Raw genomic sequence first — 13,025 nt, 5'->3', positions numbered from 1 at the left:
AGCGCCCAATCATCGCGGGCGCCGCAGCGGCGGCCGCTGCCACCACGTCACCCAACGCCACAGCCACTCGACCGGCCCCTGGTGGCACCGGCGCAGCCAGACTACCGACCACATCCACTGCACCAGGAGGACCGCCGCGGCGACCGCGACCACCCCGCCGACCGGCCAGCGGTCCGAGTCGCCGACCACGCCGGAGATCGCCAGCACCAGCATCGTCGCGGTCAGATAGTTCGTCAGCGCCATTCGTCCCAGCGGCCGGAATACGGCGGTCAACGGCCCGGCCAGCCGTGTCCTGAGCAGCAGCAACATCCCGCACACGTAGGCACCGGCGGTCAGCAAACCGGCCGCCGGATAGGCGATCCTGAACGCAGCGGCGGGCGAGCCGGCGCGCAACTGGATCACCGTCGTGGGCACGGCGGCAAGGGCAAAGATCAACCCCAACACCGCAGTGGTACGTGGGCCCGAGTCGATCCTTTTGAGCACGCCGTACCGGGCCAGTGCCGAACCGAGCAGGAACAGACCGGGAACCACCGAGTACCAGCCGCCGAGCAGACCCACCGACAGCACGATGAGCACCCCGGCGGCGATCGCCACCACGCGCCGCGGCAGCCATGTGGAGGGCAGCAGGACCAGCAGGCCGAGCGTCGCATACACGGCGAGGATGTCGCCCTTCCACAGCACCAGGAAGTGGACAAGGCCCACGGCCAGCAGTGCCAGCAGCCGGCGCAGCAGCACCACTCGCGGTTGCCGGGCCCGCGCCTGCGCCGACTCCAGCAACAGCGAGAAGCCGACGCCGAACAGCAACGAGAAGATCGGAAAGAATCGCTGGTCGACCAGCAGATGCAGCACCCACGCCGCAGTCGTCTCCGGTACCTGCTCGGTGCCGAGTTCGCCGCCGCGGTGGGCGATCGGCTTCACGTTCGCCAGCAGGATCCCGCACAGGGCGAAGCCCCGAAGCACATCGAGCGCGACGACGCGCTTCCGCGCCTGAGGCGCGGCGGGCCGGGGCCGGCCGCCGTCAATTGTGCCGACGTCTCTCAAACCGTTCCATGACATTCCCAAAGCCTGGCCGAGCGACCGTCCCGGCCCCTCAGCCACAAGTTCACGCCGGCGCCAGAGCCGTCGTACATTCGGCCATTCCCACCCGCCGCCGCACAAGATCGGAATGTCGCAACTCGGCTGCGCGGATCTGCCGCGAGGCGCGTTAGGCAGCGTCCCGCCGGGCTGGTACAGGTGCCGTTTCGGGGGCATCCGGCCTTCCGGTCCCGGCCACGATCCACCTGGGACCTACGATGGGGCTTGATGACCATTTCCGAACGACGACCCGACGACGTCCCGACCGACGAAGCCCGCGTCGACGACGCCCTGTGGCTACTCTCCGGCGTGCCTGTCGAGCTCAACGTCGCTGTCAAGCGGCTCAGCCGTGGCAGCGGTGTCTACGCCTGGTGGGCTGCTCCCTCGGTCTTTCCCGACCTCCCAGGGCTGCCGAATGAGAACGTCCCGTCGTTACGGCTGCTGTACCTCGGACGGGCGACCAGCCTACGGGGGCGGATCTTGCGCAACCATCTCAGTCACCCTGACCCCCTGGGGACGCCACGATGGCGTGAAAAATGGGGCCGGGTTGCCCGTCGACGCCGACGCATCCTTGGTCGTTGAGGCCGTGTCTCAGTCTGGCGCCGGGGCTTTGACCAGAAGGGTCACACACTGTTGCTTCGAGCACGCCGAACAGAATTTCGGCTCCCCTACCGAGGCCCCCGGGCAGCCCACCCACCCTATCGGCAAGTTCAGTGAAGGAGCGCGTGTGCCGGTGATGGGAGTCCCCGAGCAGATCGAGGACGAGGAGCATGAGCAGCGACTGGAACGGGTCGCCGCGATCGATGTGGCCAAGGCATCCGGGAAGGTGTGCACCCGCGTGCCGCATGAGTCGAAGGCCGGCAGCCGGGTCACCCTGGTGTGGGATGTGGCGGCCACTACCAACGCGATCTGCGAGTTGGCCGCGCACCTGGTCGAGCAGTGCATCGAGCGGGTCGTCCTGGAGTCGACGTCGGATTATTGGCGGCCGTTCTTCTACCTGTTGGAGGCCGCCGGGCTGTGCGTGTGGCTGGTCAACGCCAGCGACGTCAAGCAGGTCTCCGGCCGGCCGGAAACGGACAAGCTGGACGCGGTGTGGCTGGCGAAGCTCAACGAGCGGGGCATGCTGCGCCCCTCGTTCGTGCCCCCGGCGGACATCCGTCGGCTGCGGGACTACACCCGGCTGCGGCTGGACCTGACCCGCGACCGGACCCGCAACAAGCAGCGCATGGAAAAACTCCTGGAGGACGCGCTGATCAAACTGTCGACGGTGGCCACCGACATCTTCGGCAAGCCGGGCCGGGACATGATCGAGGCGTTGATCGCCGGGAACAACGACCCGAAGCAGTTGGCCGCGCTGGCCCGGGGCCGGATGCGGGTCAAACACGCAGCTCTGGTCCAGGCCTTGGACGGCCGCTTCGACGCCCACCACGCCGACCTGGCCCGGATCCTGCTCGACCAGGTCGACAGGCTCGACACCCAGATCCAGCGGCTGACCACCACCATCGATGAACTGATCGCGGCGATGCCCACCGCCGCAGCAAGCGACCAGGCACCCACCGACACCGGCGGTGGCGGATCCGAGCAGCAGCCCACCACCACCCTGCCGGTGATCGCGCGGCTGGACGAGGTACCCGGCATCGCCAAGCACACCGCCCAGGTCATCATCGCCGAACTCGGCCTGGACATGGCCCAGTTCCCCACCGCGGGGCACCTGGTGTCCTGGGCAAAACTGTCCCCGCGCACGATCCAGTCCGGGGCCAGACAGCGCGGCGGGAAGACCGGCAAGGGCAACCCGTATCTCAAAGGAATCCTCGGGGAGGCCGCCGCCGCGGCCGCGAAAACCGACACGTTCCTCGGTGAGCGGTACCGGCGCCTGGTCAAACGCCGAGGAAAACTCAAAGCCCTGGTCGCCGTCGCCAGATCCATCCTGGTCATCGTCTGGCACCTGCTGGCCGACCCCACCATCCGGTTCCGTGACCTGGGCCCGGACTTCCACACCCGCCGCGTCAACACCGACCGCAAAATCCGAAGCCTGGTCCACCAACTCGAAATCCTCGGCCACACCGTCAGCCTGCAACCCGCCGCCTGACCTCAAGGACCAACGCCCACAGCCCGGACCGATGACAGGGTCCCGGGTCGATGCCGCGCGGCCCTCACCCGACGTGGTCACCGTTTGTTTTCCGAACAGGCCGCGCGGACGCCGACCGCAGCCACATCTCCCCGCGCCGGCTCGCCCGGATGATCCTCACCAGGCCCGACAACCTCAAGCCCGAGCATCGAGACCTTCTCGCACGGCTCACCGCAGCCTGCCCAGAAATGACCAGGCTGGCCACCGTTGTCGGGGGCTTCGCTGAACTCCTGACGCCTCAGCCAGGAAACGCCGACCGGCTCTCGCTCTGGATCGGCCAAGTCCGCGCGGTCGATCTACCTCACCTGCACGCCTTCACCAGGGGTCTGGAACGGGACCGCGACGCCGTGAACGCCGCGCTCACGCTTCCCTACAGCAACGGTCCCACCGAAGGCGTCAACACCAAGACCAAGCGGATCGCACGCCAAATGCACGGACGAGCGGGCTTCACCCTGCTTCGCCACCGCATCCTCCTCGGATAGCAGCACCCTCCGTCACCACCGAATGTGAGACAGGGCCGTTGGCGAGACAGCCCCCTCACAGCATGTGCGACGAGTTGTGGCACGGCACGGGCCTTGGTGCGGGTGCTGGGGGTGACGGGATGACGACCCCGACCGCTGGACGTGACCGCGGTGCTGGACCGGTACCGCGCCGGCCTGCGGACCGTGACGGACGCCGAGCTGGAGCGTCGGGCCGCGACGGTCGCGGCGCTGCCGGGCCGGCTCGCCGACGAGCGAGGCCCGTTCGGTGCGGGCGGCGAGGGCGGTGCCGATCTGGCAGGCGACGATGGGGGCGGACGGACGCCGCCGGTACCGGGGTCGTTGAACGTTGTTGCGCCGAGTGAACCCGCTGCTACGGCCCGGCCGTGAGATTGCAGAGGAGGTAAGGGTGAGCGTGTCGGGCGACGAGGGACTGCGGGCCGAGATGCGGGCGGCGTCATGAGTGAAGAGGTGCCCTTCAACGAGGCTGGCGCAGCGGGTGGAGTTGCTGGGGCGGCATCGTGTTCGGCATTTTCGGTCAACTGGCTGAGCGGTCGCGCAGGTGGGTGGCCTTCATGGTCGGCGGGTGGGGCGGGTGTTCCACCGGTACAAGAACCATGCCTGGCGGATGAGGCTACGGATGGTGACGATGGCATCGGCGAGGTTGAAGTGAGCGTTGGCCACGTCTTCTTTGCGTTCGTGGCAGCGTTGTAGCGGGTTGAGGGCGTTGTGTCGGGCGTTCGTGCGCTCGGTGTGCCGCCGCCGGGTGGCCTGGGCCGGGGCTTTTGACGTCCTTGTGGGCGATCTCGCCGGTCGTCCTGTGGGCGGTGAGCAGGGCCTCCGTCATCGTCGGGGTCGCCACGGAGGGGGCCGGCGCTGATGTGGTTCCGGATATGAGCGGCGGTCGGCGCGGCTGATCCGGGGCGGGGAAGGAGCGTTGCGCGTTGGCCGCCGCCGGTCCGACCATTGAGCTCGACGAGAGCTGGTTGCGGGCTTTGGAAGCGTTCACCGGGATGAGGGTGTCCCGGGCGGAGCTGCCGTTGTTGCGGGATGACATCGGCACGCTGGGAACGCTGGCGCTTCGGGTGCGTACGGTGCTGGGTCCGTTGCTGGAGCAGACGATCAGGGCGGTCCGGCAGGCGGGGGAGGGTGAGGCCTTCGACCGGTTCGTGGCGCAGACCGCTCCGTTTGTGAGGAAGATGGCCGAGACGGCCGACCTGATGCTCGCCGTGGTCGATGCGGAGAAGAAGTTCTTCGTGGAGACGGAGGTCGGCAAGCGTACGGCGTTGGCCATGTTCAACTTCATGATTGCCGAGTTCGCTGTCGCCGCGGCGATGTGGTTCTGGAATCCGGTGGGGGCGGCGGCGCACGTCGCGCAGACGCGGACGATCATTCAGGCGATTCTGCGGTCGGCGTTGGTGCGGTCGGCGGCGAGTGGCACGGCGATGCAGATGTTGTTCATGCCGGGTTCTGCGTTGCTGGCCGAGGTGTCGATGATGACCGATGGTCTGCAGCCGGGGGTGAACTGGTCGACGGTCGGTAAGCAGGCGGCGTTCGCGGGGGCGGTGGCGTTCCTCGGCACGGTGGGCGGGCCGGCGTTGGGCAGGGCCGCTGGTGTTGTCGCGGGCGCGGTCGGCAAGCTGGGCGTGTCGGATGCCACCAAGCATCTGCTGACCGATGTGCTGTCGCGGCCGGTGACGGAGACCCTCGGGGAGGGGCTGTTCGGTATCGGTGCCAGCTTGATGGTCGAGGGGTACTGGGACCCCAATAATCTTGGTGCGGATCTTCTGTCCGGGGCGATTTCGGGGGCGGGCGGGGCGGCCGCGAGCGGGCTCGGGCTGGTCGTGAGTCGCGCCGTGATGCAGCCTCGGGTGCAGGTGCCTCACCTCGCGTTCACGCCGGACGGTAAGCCGGTCCTGCCGGTGGGGCCGACACCGGTGGGTGGGGACACGTCCACCGGGTACGAGGCTGGGGTCGACGACCCGAAGCCTGCGGTGACCGGCTGGCAGACCCCGCCGCCCCCGCCGCCGCTGCTGCCGGCAGCGAACCTGCCCACGCCGAAGCTGGACCTGCCCGCGCCGCACCTGGACCTGTCGGTGCCGTCGTGGTCGGTGCCGTCGTGGTCGATGCCGGCTGCGCCGGTGCCGGCGTGGGTCGCGGCAGCGGGTGGGCCGGTGGTGGAGCAGTGGCAGCGGTTCCAGCAGGATCTGGCGGACCGCTACGGTGGGTTGTTGGCCGGGACGGGGCCGGCGCGGCAGTTCCTGGCCGCGCTTCCGGTGCCGGTCGAGCGGGTGTTCACCGAGTGGGCCGACGCCCGGCAGAACGACCCGGCCGTGCCCGTTTTCCTGTCTCAGGTCGGTCTGCCCGCCACCGCCCTGACCGACCAGTTCCTGTTCGGTGTCCGGGACCGGGCGGTCGCCCAGGTCACCGAAACCCTCGCGGGGCAGGTCCCGGCGGGCGGGCAGATCCCCGCGGCGGTACGCCCCGAGCAGGTCGTCGCGGCGCTGCCCGGGGAGTTCGACCGGCAGGCGTTGCGCTCGATCGCGCACCTGGCCGTCGGGCACCACCTCGACCAGTACTTCACCACGGGCACACCGGCGACCGTCCCCCTGCCAGGCGGCGTCGTCCCGCCAGGCGGCGTCATCCCGCCGGGGGGCGCTGGCGTGCCGGGGGCTGCTGGCGTGCCGGGGGGTTCCGGGGCGGCGACACCACCGTCGGAGGTCGTGCGCGCCGCGGTCGAGCGGCAGGTGCGGGCCCACGTGGACCGCAGCCTCGACGCGATCCTCGGCGCCACCCCCCTACCCGCCACCCCACTACCCGCCGCACCACTGGCCGTGCCGCCCGCCGTGCCGTCGGCTGCGGTGGTCAGGCCCGACGCCGCGCAGGTCAACGCCGTGGCGGACGTGGTCCGGCAGGCGTTCACCGACCTGCCCGCCCGGGTCACGGCCGCGGCCATCCCCGACACCACCGCACCGCACACCACCCCATCCGGCACGGACACCCCGGCACACCGGCCTACCGACCTGCCGCCGGCGCCGGTGACTCCCGAGCAGCACACCGCAGCAGCGACCAGGCAGGCAGAAGATCAGTTCACCGCCCTGGCCCGCAAGTACGGCGTCGCCCCGGCCAACCATGACACCCTCGCCGGAGCCTTCCAACGGGACTGGGTCAACGGATACCACCAGGTACTCGCCCAGGCCACCGGCAACGCCACGCCCGCCACCCCCAGCGCGCCGGGCACGCCGGATGCGGCCGGCGCCTCCAGTACGGTGCCGGGTGGTGTTGCCCCCCGCACCGAAGGCACGCCGAACCACGACCACACCAGCGACAGGACGTCGGTCAGTGACACGTCCGCCTCCGGCGACGACAGCATCTTCAGCCGCGATAACAGGCCCGACGACACCTTCACGGTCAGTGACATGTCCGTCTCCGGTGACGACATGTTCAGCCGCGATGGCAGGCCCGACGACACCTTTACGGTCAGTGACCTCTCCTCAATGGACGAGCCGATCAGCCGCGACCCGGCCAAGCCCGACAGCGGGGACAGGGATCCGTTCAGTGACGTGTCCTCGTCGGCCGACTCGGTCGATGGTGACCCGGTCAGGCGCGATTTCTGGGCCACGAACTCGTTCGGTGACGCCTCTTCGCGAGACGGGTTGATCAATGGGACCCCGGTCAAGCGCGACAGCGGGGACAGGGATCCGTTCAGTGACGTGTCCTCGTTGGGCGACTCGGCCGGTGGTGACCCGGCCGGACGCGGCGAGCCGGCCAGCACGGCACCGGAGCCGGCGGTCGCGGCGACCGGGCAGGCCGCCGCGGCGGCCGAGTCCGCGCGGCGGGTCGCCGACTGGATCGATCAGACACCGGTGGCCCCCGACAGCCGCGACCCGTGGTGGTGGTGCGTCCAGGCCACCCTCGACGCCTACACCACCGCCTACGGACGGCCCAGCAACCGGGCGGTATCCGACGACCGGATCCTCGGACCCGACGGCCGACTCGCCCCCACCACGAGCTGGCCGCAACTCCTGGACATCCTCGACGCCACACCCGAACGCGTCACCCACCCCGACGGAGTCACACCAGAAGACGTACTCGCCGCGCTCAGGGCGGCACCGGGCTCGATGGTCGTGGTCAAAGCCGCGCCACCCAACGAACCACAACACGTGTTCGCCCTCCACAGCCAACCACAACCATCCGGACCACCGACCATCAAGGTGCGCGACGGCCTGGTGCCCGGCGCCGAGGACCGACCCGAACCATCCGATCCGGTACGCGACCCGTGGTTGCGGCACCTGTTCGCGTCGAGCACCCGACTCGCCGCGTTCGACAACACCGGACGACCCACCACCATCACCAACCTCCTTCCCGACCGCACCACCGCACACCCGCAGCCGACCACCACGACCAGCATCGACCCCAGCGCCATCCTGCTCGCCTCCACCACCCCACCCCGCGGCCCGTCCCAAGCCATGCAGGCGGACACCACCTCCCCGTCGGACCCGGTCTCTGATTCGTTGCCGGGCCGGCCGGCGGCGATGGAGTGGCACCCCCCGGCGGACGCTGGCTCTGACGCAGGCGGGCAGCTGTCGGACGGCGATGGTTACGCCGTGCCACCAGGATTCCCCGGTTACGAGTCGGGGGTTTCTGACGCGCCGTTGAATCCCGGCGGTGGTGAGCCACCGACCGGCGCCGGGCGGGTTGTTGTGATGGAGGTGGACGCCGAACCGCGGACGCCGGTGCCACCGTCGGCGACGACGGCCCTGGCCCCGCCCGAGATCGTGGCATCCCGGGCGTGGGATGGCTTCTTCCAGCGGGTGCTGGACAGGGCGGGGGGCCAGGTGGCGGAGACGCTCGGTCTGGCGACGGTGGAGGTTGATGATGTCCGCCACTATCTGGCCATCGAGCTTGACCGGATCGTTCAGCGTACGGATCTCCGGCAGCGTCTGCAGTTGTCCAGTCCTTCCTTGGAGGTGTTGCGGCAGGCGTTGGATTCCAGGGGGAGGTCTGTGCCCGGCCTGACGCAGGTTTTGCCGCATCTGGTCCTGGAGGCGTTCGGGATCAATTTCGCGGTGTCCGGCAGCGAGACCGTCAGGCACGATCAGGGTGCTGGCCCTGCTGGTGCCGGCACCGGTCAGGGGCGCCTGCGTCGGTCTGCGGGCCGGGGACCGGCGGCAGCGCACGGCGGCCCGACTCCGGTGAGTTCGGCTCCGAGTCGATGGTCCAGGATGCAGGCGCTCGGGCGGGACTTCCAGCTGATGTGGCAGCCGGGTGGACGGCGGGGGACCCGCCGCAGCTGACCGGCGGGTACACCAAAGAGGTTCGGCTCAACGGGGATGGGCGGCTGACGATCACGGTGGGCGGCAAGAAGTCGGTTGCTGGTGTGGCCGCTGCGGGCCAGATGGCGACGGTCTGGTTCGGCCGCCGCCGCACGGACGGGTCGCCTGAGGGTGAGCCGGCCGCGTGGATCAAGGTCGAGAGCCTGAAGGACCGGGACGGCAGCCCGTTCTGGCGGTGGCTGGACCCGGCCCCCACCGAGGACGACCTGAAGAGGCTGAAGACCTACAAGCCCCAGACCGTGTATGCGGACGGGTGGACGGAAGGGAGCCCGCGGCAGCTGACCGGCGGGTACACCAAAGAAATCCAGGTCGAGGGGCGAGGGCGGCTGACGATCACGGTGAGCGGCAAGACGCCGGTTGCTGGTGTGGCCGCTGCGGACCAGATGGCGACGGTCTGGTTCGGCCGCCGCCGCACGGACGGGTCGCCTGCGGGTGAGCCGGCCGCGTGGATCAAGGTCGAGAGCCTGGACGACCGGGACGGCGGCCCGTTCTGGCGGTGGCTGGACCCGGCCCCCACCGAGAACGACCTGAAGAGGCTGAAGACCTACAAGCCCCAGACCGTGCATGCGGCCGAGTGGACGGCGGGGGACCCGCCGCAGCTGACCGGCGGGTACACCAAAGAGCTTCGGCTCAACGAGCGAGGGCAGCTGACGATCAGGCTAAGCGGCAAGAAGCCGGTTGCTGGTGTGGCCGCTGCGGGCCAGATGGCGACGGTCTGGTTCGGTCGCACGGACGGGTTGCCTGAGGGTGAGCCGGCCGCGTGGATCAAGGTCGAGAGACTGAACGACCGGGACGGCAGCCCGTTCTGGCGGTGGCTGGACCCGGCCCCCACCGAGAACGACCTGAAGAGGCTGAAGAACTACAAGCCCCAGACCGTACATGCGGACGGGTGGACGGAAGGGAACCCGCGGCAGCTGACCGGCGGGTACACCAAAAAGGTTCCGCTCGACGGGCGAGGGCGGCTGACGATCAAGTTGGGCGGCAAGGCGCCGATTATCGGTGTGGTCGCTGCGGACCGGGAGGCGACGGTCTGGTTCGGTCGCACGGACGGGTTGCCTGAGGGTGAGCCGGCTGCGTGGATCGAGGTCGAGAGCCTGAACGACCGGAAGGGTGGCCCGTTCTGGCGGTGGCTGGACCCGGCCCCCACCGAGGGCGACCTGGACAGGCTGCGGACCTACGAGTACCAGCCCGTGAATGCGGGCGGGGGGACGGCGGGGGACCCGCCGCTGCTGACCGGTGGGTCCAGCGACAATGCCGCGGCGGTGGCACCCGCGTCAACCGGATCCGTGGGCGTGGCATACCGGGCGGCGCGGGACGACGCGGTAGATGTCCCCGGACCCAACACAGACGATCCGATCCCACCGGTCGCCGGGTCGTGGGCCCGTCCGGTGGTCGGGATTCCGGCGCAGGGCCAGCAGCGGCCGGGGGTGGCGAGCGTGCAGGTCGACCGGGGGCAACCGGCAGTGCGGACTCCGACGGCCGCCCCCGCGCCGCAGCAGCCGCAGCCGCAGCCGCAGCCGCCGCCGCAGCCGCAGCCGCCGCCGCAGCAGCCGCAGCCGCAGCCGCTGGAGCGTGGGCCGGAGGCGGCCGGGGAGGCTGGCGTTACGCAGAGATCAGTCGGCGCGTTCTGGGATGTTGTGGTGGACAGGTCGTCGTTGGTGTCTGTGCAGCGGCCGGCCGTCGCGTCGGTGGCCGGTCCGGATCTGATGTTGCCGGTGCCGGCTGACGGGTACTGCATGCTGTACGCCTTCATCGCGACGGATCCGATCGGGGTGCGTGATGTGTTGCATCCGCGTCTGTCGGTGGACTTGGCCCGGTTTTTGTCCGATCCCGGTCGGGTGCGTGCCAGTGTGGTGGGGCTGGTCGGGTCGGAGGTGCCCCGGGAGTCTGCGCTGGCGCGGGTGAGCGCGTTGTTGCAGGGCCACGTCCGGGGGTACCTGGACAGTAACGCCGGGCGGTTGCCCGCGGATGTGACCAGGCAGCGGATCAACTTCCGGGAAGAGCGTGTGCGGCAGGTGGCGGCCCTGCACGACCACCAGCAGGTGCTGGATTGGTTGCGTTATCTTGACAGCCCTTACGTCACCGAAGCGAGCATGCTGCCTGCGGCCGTGATCGCGCACCGGTACCAGGCGGTGCGTGCCGAGGCGATGCTGTCCGGCGGGCCGCTGGGCCTCGGCGAGGCGACGGACGCGCCGCAGCGGCAACTGGACTTCCTCAACCGGCACGGCCAGGGCTTCCCGGTGGACGTCCTGGAACCGGGCACGGCCCGTGACTTCTTGGTCGTCGTGTTGAGCGAGTCCGACCGTCAGCTCGACCCCGACGAGCTGGCGGTGGTCCGAGCGGCGGTGGACAACTGGAAACAGCAGTGGGGCGCCCCGGTCGGGGAGTTTTTCGGCCCTCTGCTGGCCCACGCGACCGGCCGCCGGGTCACCATCTGGCGGGAATCCGGGTGGGGGGCGCCACCGATGGTGAGCGCCGAGTACGGTCCGGCCGCCGGCCGGCCGGTCGACCTGTACCACGTCGCGGCCGACCCGAACAATCCGACCGTCGTCAACCACTACAACGCGGCCGCGGTCCATGACGGTCGACAGGGCGCCGGGGTTTCCCCTGCGACGTCCGCGCCGGTCGACCCCCAGCCGCGGCAGGTGCAGGTCGGTCAGGGGCCGCCGGCAGCGCGGACCTCGTCGCCTGCCCGACTGACGGCCACCATCAGGTCGCGGCCCCACCCCGACCAACCAGAAAACCCGGAACCACGCACACCGCTGGAGCGGCGTCACCTCGATAAGGTACGGACCGAGATTATCTGGGCCACGCCCGAGGAAGTGTCAGCCGAACAAGACGTTGTGCTGATGCGAGAGATCACAGACAGCGTCCAACCAGTCCCGGGAATGGACGACGCTTTTCCCTGGCGTGACGATGACGACCCGCGCGGACGGGTCTATGCGCCCTTCGCCGACGAGAACGGCCAGGTGCACCCCGTCGTCCGCGCCAACGCCGACCGCATCACCGCCAGCATGGACTCGGGCAAACAGACCTTGAAGAACATCGCCAACAACCCGGAAGACCCCCGGCTACCCCGCGTACCGGACGAGGAGTGGGAGCGCCTGTGGCCCCTGCTCGATCAGATGGTCGCAGCGGAGGTGCGCCGACTGGTCCTCGGCGAATCATTGGAAAACCCGCGAGTCAAAGTCCTCCCCATGACCAAAGACCACCTGAAGGATCACGAACGCGGACACGACAGACTCGAAGGCAGGTTGGGATTGGTCCTGGACGACGCCTTCGTGCGGCGGTTCCTCATGGAAATGCTCGGCCCGTACCTCGGCGCCGTATTCGAAGATCAGCAACGAGAAGCAGTCTGGAAACAAACCTACCGGCTGTACCCAGCCTATACGATGAACGTCGAAACCTCCCGCCCTCTCGCCAATAGCCGTCGGTCTCGCGGTCGGCGACTTGTGCCTCCACGACATCGCAAGCGCGACATTTTCATGAGCGCCGAAGGCTTCGCAAACTCCATTGCTTTCGCCAACACCGCACTCAAACCCGGCACCCTGGAACCCGACACCTACCGCACCAACGCGGTGTTCCTGCAATACACCATCAGGATCCCCGACAGCAACAACAACATCCGCCGACAACCGATCAAAATATTGTTCGCTATGGACAACCTGTTCGACCGTGACATCAACCCCTATCGCATCGTCATCCCCGACTACGGCCCTCTCTATTTCAAGGGGAAAGACCCGGAGAAGAATTTCCCACCCATCAAACGAGAACCCGACACCACGCCCCGCCGACCTGAACAGGGCCCCGGCGTTCCGTTCGGGTGAAGATCATCGGGTTAGGGGTTCGAGTCCCTTCGGGGGCGCGCTTTTATCTGACGAGGGAAGATAGCTGATTGGCTATCTTGCCTGTCGTTGTGTGAGTCACATGTGAGTCACGGCTGTGGCTCACGTTCGGTGGCTCGCCGGACGCTGCTGAGCTGGTCAGTACACCCCGAACGGCAACTAC

General features: G+C 69.1%; 5 protein-coding genes and 1 pseudogene. 5 read left to right on the top strand and 1 reads right to left on the bottom strand.

What is annotated here, in order from left to right:
- Nucleotides 1–9: 9 nt before the first annotated feature.
- Nucleotides 10–1,098, bottom strand: a complete 1,089-nt coding sequence (locus tag JD77_RS30040; RefSeq protein WP_211372745.1) for a DUF418 domain-containing protein — start codon at nucleotides 1,096–1,098, stop codon at nucleotides 10–12.
- A 204-nt stretch (nucleotides 1,099–1,302) separates the two neighbouring features.
- Between JD77_RS30040 and JD77_RS30035 the strand changes: the two genes are divergently transcribed.
- The 5 genes and pseudogenes from JD77_RS30035 (at nucleotide 1,303) to JD77_RS30015 (ending at nucleotide 12,844) form a co-directional block, all read left to right on the top strand.
- Complete coding sequence (locus JD77_RS30035; RefSeq protein WP_246141127.1) at nucleotides 1,303–1,656, top strand: hypothetical protein; 354 nt, start codon at nucleotides 1,303–1,305, stop codon at nucleotides 1,654–1,656.
- A gap of 154 nt (nucleotides 1,657–1,810) precedes the next feature.
- On the top strand, nucleotides 1,811–3,163 hold the full coding sequence (locus JD77_RS30030) for an IS110 family RNA-guided transposase (RefSeq protein ID WP_145777848.1): 1,353 nt from the start codon (nucleotides 1,811–1,813) through the stop codon (nucleotides 3,161–3,163).
- Nucleotides 3,164–3,261: 98 nt separating this feature from the next.
- Nucleotides 3,262–3,684: pseudogene (locus JD77_RS30025) on the top strand (transposase); the annotation flags it as partial.
- Nucleotides 3,685–4,625: 941 nt separating this feature from the next.
- Nucleotides 4,626–8,978 carry a hypothetical protein gene (locus JD77_RS34930; RefSeq protein ID WP_145777175.1) on the top strand — a complete coding sequence of 1,451 codons (4,353 nt, stop codon included), beginning with the start codon at nucleotides 4,626–4,628 and terminating at the stop codon, nucleotides 8,976–8,978.
- Nucleotides 8,979–9,577: 599 nt separating this feature from the next.
- Complete coding sequence (locus tag JD77_RS30015) at nucleotides 9,578–12,844, top strand: hypothetical protein (protein WP_145777174.1); 3,267 nt, start codon at nucleotides 9,578–9,580, stop codon at nucleotides 12,842–12,844.
- The last annotated feature ends 181 nt before the right edge of the window (nucleotides 12,845–13,025 follow it).

The organism is Micromonospora olivasterospora, from assembly GCF_007830265.1.
In the GTDB taxonomy this organism is placed as follows: Bacteria; Actinomycetota; Actinomycetes; order Mycobacteriales; family Micromonosporaceae; genus Micromonospora; species Micromonospora olivasterospora.
The sequence above is the reverse complement of the archived record's forward strand: the minus strand, read 5'-3'. Positions and strand labels throughout refer to the sequence as shown.